Origin of the sequence: Streptomyces sp. NPDC058665 (assembly GCF_042714995.1) — a bacterium.
GTDB lineage: Bacteria > Actinomycetota > Actinomycetes > Streptomycetales > Streptomycetaceae > Streptomyces.
Map to the genome: position 1 here is coordinate 20,610 of NZ_JBHXRX010000009.1, position 15,838 is coordinate 36,447.

At 71.4% G+C, this 15,838-nt stretch carries 17 protein-coding genes; 13 read left to right on the forward strand and 4 right to left on the reverse strand.

All coding sequences use genetic code 11. The features are described 5' to 3' along the window. Positions 1 to 1,158, forward strand: coding sequence for a D-alanine--D-alanine ligase family protein (locus ACFWV8_RS07820; protein ID WP_329381014.1), 1,158 nt, complete (start codon positions 1 to 3; stop codon positions 1,156 to 1,158). Positions 1,159 to 1,224: 66 nt separating this feature from the next. On the opposite strand, the gene ACFWV8_RS07825 is transcribed toward ACFWV8_RS07820, so the two are convergent. Further along, positions 1,225 to 1,710 carry a DUF3515 domain-containing protein gene (locus ACFWV8_RS07825; RefSeq protein WP_384198881.1) on the reverse strand — a complete coding sequence of 162 codons (486 nt, stop codon included), beginning with the start codon at positions 1,708 to 1,710 and terminating at the stop codon, positions 1,225 to 1,227. Between the two features lie 20 nt (positions 1,711 to 1,730). After that, the gene (locus ACFWV8_RS07830; protein WP_189105243.1) at positions 1,731 to 1,964 is read right to left on the reverse strand and encodes an Lrp/AsnC family transcriptional regulator; all 234 of its coding nucleotides are present in this window, start codon (positions 1,962 to 1,964) and stop codon (positions 1,731 to 1,733) included. A 263-nt stretch (positions 1,965 to 2,227) separates the two neighbouring features. Here ACFWV8_RS07830 and ACFWV8_RS07835 point away from each other — a divergent pair, with 263 nt between their 5' ends. After that, a complete protein-coding gene (locus ACFWV8_RS07835) occupies positions 2,228 to 3,184 on the forward strand; it encodes a thiamine-phosphate kinase (RefSeq protein ID WP_329381009.1) in 957 nt (318 codons plus the stop codon). A 33-nt stretch (positions 3,185 to 3,217) separates the two neighbouring features. Further along, complete coding sequence (gene thiD / locus ACFWV8_RS07840) at positions 3,218 to 4,054, forward strand: bifunctional hydroxymethylpyrimidine kinase/phosphomethylpyrimidine kinase (protein WP_384198882.1); 837 nt, start codon at positions 3,218 to 3,220, stop codon at positions 4,052 to 4,054. Between the two features lie 143 nt (positions 4,055 to 4,197). Here the strand turns inward: thiD and rpmB are convergent, their stop codons facing one another. After that, a complete protein-coding gene (rpmB, locus tag ACFWV8_RS07845) occupies positions 4,198 to 4,383 on the reverse strand; it encodes a 50S ribosomal protein L28 (RefSeq protein ID WP_003957616.1) in 186 nt (61 codons plus the stop codon). Between the two features lie 219 nt (positions 4,384 to 4,602). Between rpmB and ACFWV8_RS07850 the strand changes: the two genes are divergently transcribed. The 10 genes from ACFWV8_RS07850 (at position 4,603) to mutM (ending at position 14,607) form a co-directional block, all read left to right on the forward strand. After that, complete coding sequence (locus ACFWV8_RS07850; RefSeq protein WP_384198883.1) at positions 4,603 to 6,357, forward strand: DAK2 domain-containing protein; 1,755 nt, start codon at positions 4,603 to 4,605, stop codon at positions 6,355 to 6,357. Between the two features lie 130 nt (positions 6,358 to 6,487). After that, positions 6,488 to 6,814: a cupin gene (locus ACFWV8_RS07855; RefSeq protein ID WP_329381003.1), complete on the forward strand. Its 327-nt coding sequence runs from the start codon at positions 6,488 to 6,490 to the stop codon at positions 6,812 to 6,814. A gap of 107 nt (positions 6,815 to 6,921) precedes the next feature. After that, positions 6,922 to 9,117, forward strand: coding sequence for an ATP-dependent DNA helicase RecG (recG, locus tag ACFWV8_RS07860; protein ID WP_384198884.1), 2,196 nt, complete (start codon positions 6,922 to 6,924; stop codon positions 9,115 to 9,117). A gap of 159 nt (positions 9,118 to 9,276) precedes the next feature. Continuing rightward, positions 9,277 to 9,858, forward strand: coding sequence for a 16S rRNA (guanine(966)-N(2))-methyltransferase RsmD (gene rsmD / locus ACFWV8_RS07865; protein WP_329380999.1), 582 nt, complete (start codon positions 9,277 to 9,279; stop codon positions 9,856 to 9,858). A gap of 26 nt (positions 9,859 to 9,884) precedes the next feature. Next, entirely contained in the window at positions 9,885 to 10,364 is a 480-nt protein-coding gene (coaD, locus tag ACFWV8_RS07870; protein ID WP_329392238.1) for a pantetheine-phosphate adenylyltransferase, read from the forward strand. Between the two features lie 135 nt (positions 10,365 to 10,499). Continuing rightward, positions 10,500 to 11,678 (forward strand): cell division initiation protein, encoded by a 1,179-nt coding sequence (locus ACFWV8_RS07875; protein ID WP_384198885.1) that lies wholly within the window; start codon positions 10,500 to 10,502, stop codon positions 11,676 to 11,678. Positions 11,679 to 11,877: 199 nt separating this feature from the next. Further along, positions 11,878 to 12,486, forward strand: a complete 609-nt coding sequence (locus tag ACFWV8_RS07880) for a DUF177 domain-containing protein (protein ID WP_329380995.1) — start codon at positions 11,878 to 11,880, stop codon at positions 12,484 to 12,486. A gap of 2 nt (positions 12,487 to 12,488) precedes the next feature. After that, positions 12,489 to 12,662: a 50S ribosomal protein L32 gene (gene rpmF, locus ACFWV8_RS07885; RefSeq protein WP_003965982.1), complete on the forward strand. Its 174-nt coding sequence runs from the start codon at positions 12,489 to 12,491 to the stop codon at positions 12,660 to 12,662. Positions 12,663 to 12,681: 19 nt separating this feature from the next. Further along, positions 12,682 to 13,539: a ribonuclease III gene (rnc, locus tag ACFWV8_RS07890; protein ID WP_384198886.1), complete on the forward strand. Its 858-nt coding sequence runs from the start codon at positions 12,682 to 12,684 to the stop codon at positions 13,537 to 13,539. 192 nt (positions 13,540 to 13,731) lie between these two features. Beyond that, complete coding sequence (gene mutM / locus ACFWV8_RS07895) at positions 13,732 to 14,607, forward strand: bifunctional DNA-formamidopyrimidine glycosylase/DNA-(apurinic or apyrimidinic site) lyase (protein ID WP_384198887.1); 876 nt, start codon at positions 13,732 to 13,734, stop codon at positions 14,605 to 14,607. 138 nt (positions 14,608 to 14,745) lie between these two features. Here mutM and ACFWV8_RS07900 read toward each other — a convergent pair whose 3' ends face one another. Beyond that, a complete protein-coding gene (locus ACFWV8_RS07900) occupies positions 14,746 to 15,681 on the reverse strand; it encodes a CAP domain-containing protein (protein WP_384198888.1) in 936 nt (311 codons plus the stop codon). Between the last annotated feature and the right edge of the window lie 157 nt (positions 15,682 to 15,838).

Here is a 15,838-nt window from a genome sequence, read left to right on the forward strand (position 1 = left end):
ATGAGCAGCGAGAACCTCCCCCAGAGCCCTGAGCAGCAGCTCCGCAAGCCGCGTGTGGCGGTCGTCTTCGGCGGCCGGAGCTCCGAGCACGCCATCTCGGTGGTCACCGCCGGCGCCGTACTGCGGTCCATCGACCGTACGAAGTACGACGTGCTCCCCATCGGCATCACCACCGACGGACGCTGGGCGCTCACCGCAGACGAACCCGACCGCATGGGCATCGCCGACCGCCGGCTGCCGAGCGTCGAGGAACTGGCCGAGTCCACGGAGGGCGGCGTCGTCCTCTCCGTCGACCCGGGCAACCGCGAGGTCGTCTACAGCGAGCAGGGCTCCGTGCCGAAGGCGCTGGGCGAGGTCGACGTCGTCTTCCCGGTACTGCACGGCCCGTACGGCGAGGACGGCACCCTCCAGGGGCTGTTGGAGCTCTCCGGCGTCCCGTACGTCGGCGCGGGCGTTCTGGCGTCCGCCGTCGGCCAGGACAAGGAGTACATGAAGCGGGTGTTCCTCTCGTACGGGCTGCCCGTCGGGCCGTACGAGGTGATCCGCCCGCGCGACTGGCAGCGCGATCCGTCCGGCGCCCGGAAGAGGATCGTGGACTTCGCCGCCGAGCACGGCTGGCCGGTCTTCGTGAAGCCCGCGCGCGCCGGATCGTCCATGGGCATCACCAAGGTCGACGCCCTGGAAGGCCTGGAGGACGCGATCGAGGAGGCGCAGCGCCACGACCCGAAGATCCTCGTCGAATCGCTGCTGCGGGGCCGGGAGATCGAGTGCGGGGTGCTGGAGTTCGAGGACGGCCCGCGCGCGAGCGTGCCCGCCGAGATCCCGCCCGTCACGTCGCACGAGTTCTACGACTTCGAGGCCAAGTACATCGACGCCGCCGCCGGCCTGGTGCCCGCGCCTCTTACGGAGGAGCAGACGGCGGAGGTCCAGCGGCTCGCCGTCGAGGCGTACGACGCCGTGTCCTGCGAGGGACTCGTCCGCGCGGACTTCTTCCTTACGGAGGACGGCGGGTTCGTCATCAACGAGATCAACACGATGCCGGGCTTCACGCCGATCTCGATGTACCCGCGGATGTGGCAGGAGAGCGGCGTCGGCTACGCGGAGCTGATCGACCGGCTGATCCAGGCGGCGCTGCGCCGTCCGACCGGACTGCGCTGAGGCTCCGGTCCCGCGGCACCGCGCGGAATCGTTTCCCCGGGGCACGTACGCCCCGTGCGGGCCCGGCTAGAGACTGGGCGGGACCGTGTCGGCGACCGGTCCCGCGAAGTCCGAGAGCGGACCGGCGTCGTGCAGGTACTGGTCGCCGAGGGTGACCTCGACGTACGTCTTGCGGTACGTGGTGGTGAACCGGGGCCCCGAATCCCGTTCCTCCAGCATCCAGTTGACGCCGTCCACGTCCACCCCCTTCGCCTGGGGGTCGCTCATCCGCTCGGGCCGGGGGACGCCGCAGCGCAGTACGATCGCGGCGTCTCCCCACCCGGCGGTCAGCGCGGAATCCGGCTCCGGATCATTCCGGTCGTGCCCGTCGACGCTCTTCGGCAGCTCCTTGTCCAGTGCGCGGCAGAAAGCCGCCTCCTCCGCCGGAGGACCGGGAACCGGGACGGATGCCGGGGCGTCCGTGGAGGAGCAGCCGACTGTCACGGCGAGTACGAGGACGGCGGGCAGGCGGGCGAATCGGGGGCCGGATAGCCTGCGCAGCGGAAGGGTCACCGGCCAAGCGTAGACGGGGGCTACAGGTGCACGACCGGGCAGGTCAGGGTGCGGGTGATCCCGTCCACTTGCTGGACTTTGGCGACCACCATGCGACCGAGGTCGTCCACGGTGTCGGACTGGGCACGCACGATCACGTCGTAGGGACCGGTGACGTCCTCGGCATGTATCACTCCAGGGATCTTCGCGATGGTCTCGGCGACGACCGTCGCCTTGCCCACCTCGGTCTGAATAAGGATGTACGCCTGTACCACGGAACCTCCAGGGCGGCCACGAGGATCTTGTGGGGAGAAGGGACGCCACGGTATCGCGTCACCCAGTGCCGCGGGGAGACCTGCGCGTACGGCGGCACCGGCGGCGTGACGCACGGAGCGGTGAAGTTGACGTACGGGCCGAACGGACCGAGAGCGACGGCGGTCCACGACTGCGGGCACCGGGCCGACGCAGGGGGCCGGAACCCCGGCCGGACAACCAGGCCGGCCGGAGTTGCCGGCCGCACGACGAGAGGTGGGACTCGGTGAAGGGCACCGTGGGCGAGTTGGGGGAGTTCGGACTCATCAGGGAGCTCACTTCCCGGCTCACCACCACCCCGGCGGTCCGGCTCGGGCCGGGCGACGACGCCGCGGTAGTGGCCGCACCCGACCGCAGGGTCGTGGCGAGTACGGACCTCCTCCTTGAAGGGCGGCACTTCCGCCGCGACTGGTCGACCGCGTACGACGTGGGAAGGAAGGCCGCCGCGCAGAATCTCGCCGACATCGCGGCGATGGGGGCGGTCCCGACGGCGCTGCTGCTCGGCCTGGTCGTCCCGGCCGAACTCCCCGTCACCTGGCCCACCGAGCTGATGGACGGCATCCGCGACGAGTGCCAGGTCGCGGGCGCGGCGGTGGTCGGCGGCGACGTCGTACGGGGCGAGACGATCACCCTCGCGATCACCGCGCTCGGCGATCTCCGCAACCACGATCCGGTGACCAGGTCGGGCGCGCAGCCGGGCGATGTCGTCGCGTACACCGGGTGGTTGGGCTGGTCCGCCGCCGGGCACGCCGTGCTGTCGCGGGGATTCAGGTCACCGCGTGCCTTTGTCGAGGCGCACCGGCGGCCCGAACCGCCGTACCACGCGGGGCCGGCGGCGGCGGGACTCGGCGCCACGGCGATGACGGACGTGAGCGACGGCCTCGTCGCCGACCTCGGGCACATCGCCGAGGCCAGCAAGGTCCGTATCGATCTGCGGTCGGGGCTCATCGACATCCCGTCGCAGATGAACGACATCGGGCAGGCGGTGGGCGTGGATCCGCTCCAGTGGGTGCTGACCGGGGGAGAGGACCACGCGATCGTGGCGACGTTCCCCTCGGACGCCAAGCTCCCCGCCAGGTGGAAGGTGATCGGCGAGGTCCTCAACCCGTCGGCGCTGCCGCAGGTGACGGTCGACGGGGCGCCGTGGACGAGCAAGGGCGGCTGGGACCACTTCGGGGACTAGGGCGTGCTGGACCGGGCCGAGTAGATTCGGGGGATGCCCATATCCTCCGAGCCGGTCGCGCCCTCCGTACCCCCGGGGGCGGGCCGTGCGCCCGCCCGCGTTCTCACCGTCGCCGGGTCCGACTCCGGCGGCGGTGCGGGCATCCAGGCCGACCTCAAGACGATGCTGGCGTTCGGCGTGCACGGCATGAGCGTGCTCACGGCCGTCACGGCGCAGAACTCGCGCGGCGTGCAAGGCGCTTGGGACCTGCCCGTGGAAGCGGTACGGGCTCAGTACCGCAGCGTCGTGGACGACATCGGTGTCCAGGCGGTCAAGACCGGCATGCTCTCGTCGGCGGCGCTGGTGGAGACCGTCGCCGAACTCCTCGCGGAGACCGACGCCCCCGTGGTCGTCGATCCGGTCGGGGTCTCCAAGCACGGAGACTCGCTGCTCGCGGCCTCGGCGCTGGACTCCGTACGGAAGAAGCTGCTGCCGACGGCGACCGTCGCGACGCCGAACCTCGACGAGGTGGCGCAGCTGACCGGTGTGGAGGTGCGGGACGAGGACGGGATGCGGCGCGCGGCGGGCGCCGTGCTCAGCTTCGGGCCGCGCTGGGCGCTGATCAAGGGCGGGCATCTGCCGGGGGACGCCGTGGATCTGCTGACGGACGGCAGCGAGGAACACTGGCTGCGCGCGCCGCGTCACGACAACCGGCACACGCACGGGACGGGCTGCACGCTCGCCTCGGCGATCGCGGCGGGGCTGGGGACGGGGCAGGGGGTCCTGGAAGCCGTCGTCGCCGCGAAGAGGTACGTGACGGGCGCGATCGCGGCCGGCTTCCCGCTGGGCGGCGGTATCGGCCCCGTGGACCACGCCTGGCGCTTCCGCTGACGCCCGTTGCCTGCCGTGTGCCGACGTGGTCCGGCGGGCCAACTACCCCAACACGGTGCGGCAGTTGGGCACGACAAAAAGCCGGTCCACCGAGGTGGACCGGCTTTCAAGGCAACCGCAGGGGCTGCGCCACGACGAGAACGTCAGCGCGAGACCTTGCCGGCCTTGATGCACGAGGTGCAGACGTTGAGCCGCTTCGGCGTCCGACCGACCACGGCACGCACGCGCTGGATGTTCGGGTTCCAGCGACGGGACGTACGGCGGTGCGAGTGCGAAATGTTGTTGCCGAAGCCCGGCCCCTTGCCGCAGACGTCGCAGTTGGCAGCCACGGGTCACTCCAAAGACTTCAGATGCACTTACGGTGAATTCCGGCGCGACAGAATCTTTGACCGATGTCGGCTGCGCCGGGGGAGGTGGCCCGACTCTCGCCGGGCAACCGGAGGAGCATACAACGCCCTGTCCGGTTGAACGAAACTACCATGTCCGCACCCACCCTCGTCCCGCCCCCCTTCCCACCTGCCACTACGGTGCGGGCGGACTACTCTGCGGTGCAGTTCGCAGCCCAGGCCGCCAAGGAGGACCCCCAGGTGCCGCACATCCTCGACGCCGCAGCGGTGCGTACCTGGTGCTCGCTGGCGCTGGACGCCCTGGGCCGGGACCGCGAGGAGATCGACGCGATCAACGTCTATCCGGTCGCCGACGGGGACACCGGCACCAATCTCTATCTGACCGTGGAGTCCGCGGCGCAGGCCGTCGAGGCCGTCTTCGACGCGCACGCGACGGGCACGTCCGTACCGGACCTGCCCGACACCGTACGGGCCATGGCGCACGGGGCGCTGATCGGCGCCCGGGGCAACTCCGGGACGATCCTCGCGCAGCTGCTGCGCGGCATGGCGGAGATCCTCGGCGAAGCCCGGAAAGAGACCGCGGACGGGGCCGCCACCCGGGCCGACGGAGCGGCCGAAGGCGGCGGCGACCAGCTGGCGAGGGCGCTGCGCAGGGCGGCGCAGCTGGCGCGCGAGGCCGTCGCGCATCCGGTCGAGGGCACGATCCTCACGGTGGCGTCGGCGGCGGCGGACGCCGCGGCGCGAGCACGGGACGACGGCGCGGGAGACGCCCGTGACGGCGCGGACCAGGACGGCGCGGCGTACGGCGACGGGGCGGCCGTCCACGCGGCCTACGCCGGGGCCCGCATCGCGCTCGACGCGACGCCCGGACAGCTGGCCGTCCTCGGTCGCGCCGGTGTCGTCGACGCCGGCGGACGGGGCCTGCTCGCCGTCCTCGCCGCACTCGTCGAGGCCGTCACCGGCGACGCCCCGTCCCTCGGCGCACCGGCCGCACGCCCGCACGAACTGCCCGCCGTCGTGGAGTCCTGCGAGGCCGACGACGGCCCCGTCGGCCCCGCCTTCGAGGTGATCTACCTCCTGGAGACGGACGAGACCGGTATCGCCCGGCTCCGCCGCCGCCTCGACGCGCTCGGCGACTCCCTCGTCGTCGGCGGCGGCGACGGGCTGTGGAACGTCCACGTCCACGTGGACGACGCGGGCGCAGCCGTGGAGGCCGGCGTCGAGGCGGGACGCCCGTACCGGATCCGCATCACACACTTCGGCGCGGCGGCTGCCGGGCACCGCCGGGAGCGGGCGCAGCGCGCCGTGGTGGCCGTGGTCCCGGGCGAGGGGCTGGCCGGGCTGTGTGCCGAGGCGGGAGCCACGACGGTGCTGGCGCGCCCGGGGGAGCCACCGGCCAGCGGCGAGCTGGTCGACGCCATCCGGCGTGCCCACGCGCATGAGGTGGTGCTCCTGCCGAACGACACGGAACTGCGCCACACCGCCGCCGCTGCCGCCGAGCAGGCCCGCGCCGAAGGCATCCGGGTCGCCCTCATCCCGACCAGGGCGGCCGTTCAGGGCATCGCCGCGCTCGCCGTGCACGAGCCCGACCGCCGCTTCGACGAGGACGTAGTGGCCATGACGTCGGCGGCCGGCGCCACCCGCTACGCCGAACTGGCCGTCGCCGAGCGGCAGTCCTGGACCACGGCGGGCATCTGCCAGGCCGGCGACCTGCTCGGGCTGATCGACGGCGACGTCGCGGTGATCGGCGCCGAACTCGCCTCCACCGCCGAGGCCGTGCTCAACCGGATGCTGTCGGCGGGCGGCGAACTGGTCACCCTCGTTCTCGGCGAGGACGTACCGGACGCGCTCGCGGAGCGCCTGGAGCGCCACGTACGGGACGGGCACCTGGCCGTCGACACGGTCGTCTACCGGGGCGGCCGTCAGTCGGTGCCGCTGCTGATCGGCGTCGAGTAGGCGCGGAGCGCGGCCGTACGCGCATACCGCCCGCCTCGGCCACGGCTTGCACGGGGCGCGGTACCTGTGACGATGGTGGGTAAGCGGCTCACGACAGACGCGCGCACCGCCCGAGGTGAGAGGCCCAGCGATGGACGACCTGACCCTGATCGCCCGCAACCAGCTCGACGACGCGCGCGCCAGCGCCCACGGCCGCAGTGCGCACCTCTTCCTGCACGACGGACCGCTGCGGCAGACCGTCATCGCGCTGACCTCCGGCTCGGCCCTCGACGAGCACAACGCGCCCCCGGCGGCCAGCCTTCAGGTGCTGCACGGCCGCGTACGGCTGACGAAGAAGTCCGGCGACCAGGACATGATCGCCGGACAGGTGGGCCCGATCCCGCACGAGCGCCACGGCCTGACGGCCCTGGAGGACTGCGCCGTCCTGCTCACCGCGGTCACCGAGGTCCGGCGGTGAGCCGCTGAACCGGCCCGGACCTCTGTCTGCCCGGCCAGTCCGCATGACCCGCCTCCGACCTGGAGTTGTCCACAGGTGCGCGACGGATGTCAGTGATGTGGTGTGCAATGGATCGTGTGTCCGCGCTGGATGAATCCCTCAAGAAGACGCTCGGTCCCGCCACCGCGAAGGTGATGGCCGAGCAGCTCGACCTGCACACGGTCGGTGATCTGCTGCACCACTACCCGAGGCGGTACGAGGAGCGGGGCCAGCTCACCCGCCTCGCCGACCTCCCGCTGGACGAGGACGTCACGGTCGTCGCCCAGGTCGCCGACTCCCGCGTCCTGAAGTTCAACGGCGGCCGGGGCCAGCGGCTGGAGATCACCCTCACCGACGGCAGCGGCCGGCTCCAACTGGTCTTCTTCGGCCGGGGTATCCACAAGCCGCACAAGGACCTGCTGCCCGGCAGCCGCGGCATGTTCGCGGGCAAGGTCTCGATGTTCAACCGGAAGCTCCAGCTCGCCCATCCCACGTATGTGCCGCTGGGCAGGGACAGCGGGGACGAGGCCGTGGACGACTTCGCGGGCAAGCTGATCCCGATCTATCCGGCCTGCAAGGGCCTGGAGTCCTGGAAGATCACCAAGGCTCTTGACGCGGTGCTGCCGAGGGCCACCGAGGCCGTCGACCCGCTGCCGCCCTCGCTCCGCGAGGGACGCGGTTTCGTCACGCTCCCCGAAGCCCTCCTGAAGATCCACCGGCCCGACAGCAAGGCCGATGTCGCGGAGGCCAGGGACCGGCTCAAGTGGGACGAGGCGTTCGTGCTCCAGGTCGCCCTCGCCCGGCGCCGGCACGCGGACGCCGGGCTCCCGGCGGTGGCGCGGAAACCGGTGGCCGGGGGCCTGCTCGACGCCTTCGACGCCAAGTTGCCCTTCACCCTCACCGAGGGCCAGACGAAGGTCACCCGCGAGATCTTCGACGACCTGGCGACCGAGCACCCCATGCACCGCCTCCTTCAGGGCGAGGTCGGCTCCGGCAAGACGATGGTGGCGCTGCGCGCGATGCTCACGGTGGTGGACGCGGGCGGCCAGGCGGCGATGCTCGCCCCGACCGAGGTACTCGCCCAGCAGCACCACCGTTCGATCACCGAGATGATGGGAGAGCTCGCCGAGGGAGGCATGCTCGGCGGCGCGGAGACCGCCACCAAGGTGGTGCTGCTCACGGGCTCCATGGGCGCCGCGGCGCGCCGTCACGCACTGCTGGACCTGGCCACCGGCGAGGCGGGGATCGTGATCGGCACGCACGCGCTGATCGAGGACAAGGTGCGGTTCCACGACCTCGGTCTGGTCGTCGTGGACGAGCAGCACCGGTTCGGGGTCGAGCAGCGCGACGCGCTGCGCTCCAAAGGAAAGCAGCCGCCGCATCTGCTGGTCATGACGGCGACGCCCATTCCGCGTACGGTCGCGATGACCGTCTTCGGAGACCTGGAGACGTCCGTGCTGGACCAACTGCCCGCCGGCCGCTCCCCGATCGCCTCGCATGTCGTCCCCGCCCAGGACAAGCCGCACTTCCTGGCCCGCGCCTGGGAGCGGGTGCGCGAGGAGGTCGGCAAGGGGCACCAGGCGTATGTCGTCTGCCCCCGGATCGGTGACGGCGAGGACGAGCCCAAGAAGAAGGCCGCGGCGAAGGCGGCCGAGGCTGACGGGGACAAGCGTCCGCCGCTGGCCGTGCTGGACATCGCGAAGCAGCTCGCCGGCGGACCGCTGACCGGCCTCCGTACGGAGGTGCTGCACGGCCGCATGCAGCCCGATGACAAGGACGACGTGATGCGCCGCTTCACGGCGGGCGAGGTGGACGTCCTGGTCGCGACCACCGTCATCGAGGTCGGCGTCAACGTTCCCAACGCCACCGCGATGGTGATCATGGACGCGGACCGGTTCGGCGTCTCGCAGCTGCACCAGCTGCGCGGCCGGGTGGGCCGAGGCTCCGCCCCGGGGCTCTGCCTCCTGGTCTCGGAGATGCCGGAGGCGAGCCCCGCGCGGGCCCGTCTCGGCGCGGTCGCCTCCACCCTCGACGGCTTCGAGCTCTCCCGTATCGACCTCGAACAGCGCCGCGAGGGCGATGTCCTCGGCCAGGCCCAGTCCGGTGTCCGCTCCTCGCTGCGGATGCTCGCCGTCATCGAGGACGAGGAGGTCATCGCCGCGGCCAGGGAGGAGGCCGTCGCCGTCGTCGCCGAGGACCCGGAGCTCGACACCTTCCCGGAGCTGCGTACGGCCCTGGACGCCCTGCTGGACACGGAGCGAGAGCAGTATCTCGACAAGGGCTGAGCGGGCCTTACAGCCCCGCCCAGCGGCCCCGGCGCGCTCCCGGCGGCCACCGTGCCCGTTCCCGGCGGGCCGTGCCCCGGGTGACGCCATATCGTGGGTGGCGACGCACGGGCGGCCCGCGGCCGCTCCGGCACTCCACGAACCGAGGACCCGACACCCATGACCCGCGTGATCGCCGGTGCCGCCGGCGGACGCCGTCTCGCCGTCCCCCCGGGCAACGGCACCCGCCCCACCTCCGACCGAGCGCGCGAAGGTCTCTTCTCCACCTGGGAGGCGCTGCTCGGCACCTTCGACGGTCTCCGTGTCGCCGACCTGTACGCCGGCTCCGGCGCCGTCGGCCTGGAAGCCCTCTCGCGCGGCGCCGCGCACACCCTCCTTGTGGAGGCGGACGCGCGGGCGGCCCGCACCGTCCGGGACAACGTCCGTGCGCTCGGACTGCCGGGCGCCGAGGTCCGTACGGGCAAAGCCGAGCAGATCGTGACAGGACCGCCCCCCGGGGCCCCGTACGACATCGTCTTCCTCGACCCGCCGTACGCCGTCACCGATGACGATCTTCGCGAGATCCTCCTCACACTCCGCTCCGAGGGCTGGCTCAATGACGAAGCCGTCGCCACCGTGGAGCGCAGCACCAGAGGTGGGGAGTTCACCTGGCCGAAGGGGTTCGAACCGTTGCGGGCACGCCGCTACGGCGAAGGAACCCTTTGGTACGGTCGCGCCGCCGCACCCGAAGACGCCCGATGACCGGACCGGAGAGCGAGGGAATTCAGTTGCGCCGCGCCGTCTGTCCGGGGTCCTTCGACCCCATCACCAATGGTCACCTCGACATCATTGGCCGTGCCTCCAAGCTGTACGACGTCGTACACGTCGCCGTGATGATCAACCAGTCCAAGAAGGGACTGTTCGGCGTCGACGAACGGATCGATCTGATCCGCCAGGTCACCGCCGAATTCGGCAACGTCGAGGTCGAGGCCTTCCACGGCCTCCTCGTCGACTTCTGCAAGCAGCGCGACATCCCTGCCATCGTCAAGGGCCTGCGCGCCGTCAGCGACTTCGACTACGAGTTGCAGATGGCCCAGATGAACAACGGCCTGTCCGGCGTCGAGACCCTCTTCGTGCCGACCAACCCCATCTACAGCTTCCTCTCCTCCTCGCTCGTCAAAGAGGTCGCGACCTGGGGCGGAGACGTGTCCCATCTGCTGCCTCCGCTCGTACACGAGGCACTGACCGAGCGCCTGGGGAACAAGTGAGGGACGGGGCGCTGACCGGGGCGGCGGACCGGGTCCGCGACTGACGGCGCATCATCTGGTGTCGGGCGCGCGCCGAGTGGCCGTACAGTCGTTGCGTCCGTCTCCAACCCGGCTGTAGAGAGTGGCGAGCACACGGTGGACGTGCAGAAGAAGCTCGACGAGATCGTCGACACGGTGGGGAACGCCCGTTCCATGCCCATGTCGGCCTCCTGCGTGGTCAACCGCAGCGAACTGCTCGCGCTGCTCGACGAAGTACGCGAGGCCCTGCCAGGCTCCCTCGCCCAGGCCCAGGAGCTGCTCGGCGGCCACGAGCAGCTCTCCGAGCAGGCCCGCCAGGAGGCCGAGCGCATCGTCCAGGCGGCCCACGCGGAGCGGTCCACGCTGATCTCCGAGACCGTGATCGCCCGCACCGCCCAGGAAGAGGCGGACCGCATCCTCGCCGAGGCCCGCAGGGACGCGGAGGAGATCCGCGCCGAGGCCGACGACTACGTGGACTCCAAGCTCGCGAACTTCGAGGTCGTGCTCAACAAGACCATCGGCTCCGTGGACCGTGGCCGCGAGAAGCTGCTCGGCCGCGGCCCGGGGCTGGACGAGGAGGGGTACGCCGACGAGGACGCCCCTGAGTACAGCGCCGACCCCGACACCCTGATCCGCCGCGCGGACGACTACGTCGACGCCAAGCTCGGCGCCTTCGAGGCCGTCCTCTCCAAGACCCTCGACGCGGTCGGCCGCGGCCGGCAGAAGCTGCACGGCCGGGTCGCCACCGACGATCTGGGCCTGCACATGGCGGAGCAGGACGCGGCGGGGCACCAGGGGCACACCAGCGACGCGGACTATCTGTCCGGTCTCGCCGAGGTGTCGGGGCAGCAGTCGCCGCAGAGCGCCGGAGCCGCCGCCCACCAGGTCCCGGAGCAGCCGGTCCAGATCCCGATCCCCGCGCAGGCGCAGGCCCCGCAGCAGTACGCCGACCCCGCCGCGGCCCCGCAGCAGTACGCGGACGCGGCCTACGGCGGCTACCAGCAGCAGGACGCGTACGCCTACCAGCAGCAGGATCCGTACGCGTACCAGCAGGCCCAGCAGCAGCCGGTCTACGACCCCGCCGGCTACGACCCGAACTACAGCCAGGGCTACGGGCAGAACTACGACCAGGCGGCGCAGGACTGGCAGCAGCACCCCGACGCCCAGGCACAGCAGCAGCCTCAGCTGCCCCAGCAGCAGCCGCAGGACCCGCAGGGCGCCCTCGACGAGACCAGCCTCTTCGACACCAGCATGATCGACATGGAGCAGCTGCGCCGTTACGAGCAGGGCCGCTGAACCCGCGCGGTGCCCCGTACGCCCCCGGGGCCCGCGTCCGGCCGGATTGGGCCAACGGCGGCCCGTCAAGTATCCTGGCTCTTCGGTCGCGTGATGTCCGCGATCCGGCCGCCCCCTCGTCAAGCGACCCGGCGGGCCACCCCACGACTCGAAAGCAGGAGCAGCCCTGAACGCCCGCCTCGACCACCGCGACCCCCTCGTGTTCGACACACACGAGCTGGGTCGGCGTCCGGGCGCGCTCAAGCGGCTGACCCGCTCCGCGGCGGCGCCCAAGGACTTCGGCATCGACGGCGTGATCGGAGTGCCGGAAGGTGCGCCGATCGAGCTCAGGATGCGGCTGGAGTCGGTCATGGAGGGCGTGCTCGTCACGGGCACCGCCCGTGCGACCGCCGAGGGGGAGTGCGTAAGGTGTCTGGAGCCGGTGCGCCAGGACGTGGCAGCGGACTTCCAGGAGATGTTCTCGTACCCTGACGCCGACGACCGGGGCCGCAGCAAGCAGGCGGAACCGGCCGACGACGCCGAGGACGACGAGGACAGGTTCTTCATCGAGGACGGACTGCTCGACCTCGAACCTGTGCTGCGTGACGCGGTGGTGCTCGCACTGCCGATGCAGCCGGTGTGCCGGGAGACCTGTGCCGGCCTGTGCTCCGAGTGCGGAATCAGGCTGGACGAGAACCCGGACCATCACCACGACGCCGTCGACATCCGGTGGGCGTCACTGCAAGGACTCGCCGAAACCATCAAGGACGGCGAGAAGGACAACATGGACGGCGCCGACCCGGGTGCCGACGAGAAGCAGGAGAAGTAGCCGTGGCTGTTCCGAAGCGGAAGATGTCGCGCAGCAACACGCGCCACCGCCGGTCGCAGTGGAAGGCTGCGGTCCCCACCCTGGTTTCGTGTGAGCGTTGCCAGGAGCCGAAGCTCCAGCACATCGCGTGCCCGAGTTGCGGCACCTACAACAAGCGCCAGGTCCTCGAGGTCTGAGCGGCTGGTGAGAGGCTCGATGTCTGAACTGTCCAGTGCCAAGAAGGCAGACAACGTCAGCACAGCCTCGTCCCACACGCTTCTGGAAGGGCGGCTCGGCTATCAGCTGGAGTCCGCCCTTCTGGTACGTGCGCTGACCCATCGCTCGTTCGCGTACGAGAACGGTGGTCTGCCCACCAACGAACGGCTCGAATTCCTCGGGGATTCGGTGCTCGGTCTGGTGGTCACCGACACGCTGTACCGCATCCACCCCGACCTGCCCGAAGGCCAACTGGCCAAGTTGCGGGCCGCGGTGGTCAATTCGCGTGCGCTGGCGCAAGTGGGGCGCGGCCTTGAACTCGGCTCCTTCATCCGGCTCGGCCGTGGTGAAGAGGGCACGGGAGGCAGGGACAAGGCGTCCATCCTCGCCGACACCCTTGAAGCGGTGATCGGCGCGGTCTATCTCGATCAGGGCCTCGACGCGGCGTCCGAGCTGGTGCACCGGCTCTTCGACCCACTCATCGAGAAGTCCTCGAACCTCGGTGCTGGTCTGGACTGGAAGACCAGTCTGCAGGAACTGACCGCGGCGGAGAGTCTCGGCGTGCCCGAGTACCTCGTCACGGAGACCGGCCCGGACCACGAGAAGACCTTCACCGCTGCCGCCCGCGTCGGTGGTGTCTCGTACGGCACCGGCACCGGCCGCAGCAAGAAGGAAGCGGAACAGCAGGCCGCGGAGACCGCGTGGCGGTCCATCCGGGCCGACGCGGACGAACGGGCCACGGCGGCGAAGGCGGCAGTCGGGACCGAGGCCGCGGCCGGTGCCGGCGTCGTTTCTGAAGAGGCCGCCGACACCTCTTCGGCGACGGCTTCGGAATCCGCCGACGCGGCCAAGTCCTGACCCTGGGCTGAGCTGTTACGTTCCCTTCCCGGTGCGCCCCTTGTGTCGATACGGCACGAGGGGCGCAGCTCGTGTCCGCGCCGCCCGGCCGTCCCCAACTCCGGTCGGCGTTCCCAACTCCCGCCCCGTGTTCGGCCAGTTGCTTCCGAAGCCGCCGGACTCACCGTCCCCACCGCCCCCTGAAGGAGCATCGTGCCCGAGCTGCCCGAGGTCGAAGTCGTACGGCGCGGACTCGAACGCTGGGTCGCGGGGCGGACGGTGGCCGACACGCAGGTGCTGCATCCCCGCTCCGTACGGCGCCACGTGGCCGGCGGCGAGGACTTCGCCGCGCGCCTGAAGGGGCACCGTGTCGGTGTCGCCCGCCGCCGCGGCAAGTACCTCTGGCTGCCGCTCGCCGACACGGACTCCTCGGTCCTGGGGCACCTCGGCATGAGCGGCCAGCTCCTCGTCCAGCCGGAATCCGCCCCGGACGAGAAGCACCTGCGGATCCGGATCCGCTTCGAGGACGACCTCGGCACCGAACTCCGCTTCGTCGACCAGCGCACCTTCGGCGGACTCTCGCTGCACGAGAACACCCCCGACGGACTGCCGGACGTCATCGCCCACATCGCACGCGATCCGCTCGACCCGGAGTTCGACGACGCCGCCTTCTACGCCGCGCTGCGGCTGCGCCGTACGACGATCAAGCGCGCGCTGCTCGACCAGTCCCTCATCAGCGGCGTCGGCAACATCTACGCGGACGAGGCGCTGTGGCGCGCCAAGCTCCACTACGACCGGCCGACGGCCTCGCTGCCCCGTCCCCGCTCGGTCGAACTGCTCGGCCACGTACGGGACGTGCTGCACGCCGCGCTCGCGGACGGCGGCACCAGCTTCGACAGCCTCTACGTCAACGTGAACGGCGAGTCCGGCTACTTCGGCCGGTCGCTGGACGTGTACGGCCGCGAGGGCGAACCGTGCCGCCGCTGCGGCACCCTGATCCGCCGCCGCCCCTGGATGAACCGGTCGAGCTACTTCTGCCCCCGCTGCCAGCGCCCGCCCCGTACCCGCCCGCCCCGCCTCGCCCCGTAACGCCGCCCCGCGGTCCGGCCCCGTACCGCCGCGCGGGCCCGGGACATGGACGAGGCCCGCGACGTCGTACTGTCGCGGGCCTCGCTCGGTCGTGCGCGTGCGCGTGCACGGGGCGGCGCGGACGCCACCGCCGGTGGCTCAGAAGCCGAAGTCCTGGGTCCACCACGGGCCGCCGTCGGCGAAGTGCGCGCCGATGCCGATGGTCTTGTAGTCGCAGTTCAGGATGTTCTCCCGGTGGCCCTCACTGGCCATCCAGGACGCCATGACCGCCTGCGCGTCTGCCTGGCCCCGGGCTATGTTCTCGCCGCCCAGGTTCCTCACGCCCGCCTGGTCGGCGCGGTCCCAGGGAGTGTCGCCGTCGGGGTCGGTGTGGTCGAAGTAGCCCCGGTCCGCCATGTCCTTGCTGAACGCCTCGGCGAGACCGTTCAGAGCCTTGTCGGCGCGCAGCGGTCGGCAGCCGACCTTCGCCCGCTCCTCGTTGACCAGCGCGAGGACTTCCGCCTCGGCGCCGGACGGGGCGGTGCTGGACGGCTGCGGGGTCTGCGGCGGCGTGGTGACGCGGTCCCTGGTCTTCTCGGGCGCCGGCGCACTGCCGGCCGGCTTGGTGCTCGCCTTCTCGCTCCGGCTCCGCGTGGGGTCGCTCTCGGGCTTCTCCGGGGTCTTCGCCGACTTCGACGGGCTCGCGGAGGCGGACGGCTTGTCCGGCGTCGTCGATGCGGACTTCGACGGCTGCTTCGCCCCGTCGTCGCCGGTGCTCGGCGGCGCGGGGGCCTCGGCGGTCGGCTCGGCGGTCGAGCCCCCCTGCTGCTGGAGCTCGGGCGCGCCCGCGGTGCGGACCTGCTCGCCCGGCAGATTGCCACCGCCGACGGTGTACTGCTCCCCGCCGGGCAGCAGCCCGGACGCCACGGCTACGGCGCCCATGGCCATCGCGGCGGAGGCACCGAGCAGTCCGGTGCGTACGGGAGCACCGATTCCCTTCTTCCGGCCTCGGCCCGCGCCCCGGTGCCGACCTGCCGCACCGGCCGCGTGGTCCTCAGCGGCGGGTGCGCCGGCCGAGCGACTATGGCGTCCCATCTGCTGCGCCTTCCTCGATGTACTCAGGTGCGCGTGACTGCTCCCGCACCGCTCGCAACGACAATGCGTTTCACCCATTCGAGTGACGCTCATTGCGACGGGACTGTACGCCAAGCGGGGTGGGTGCGAAGTGCTCAGTGCCGTATTCGCCCATTAG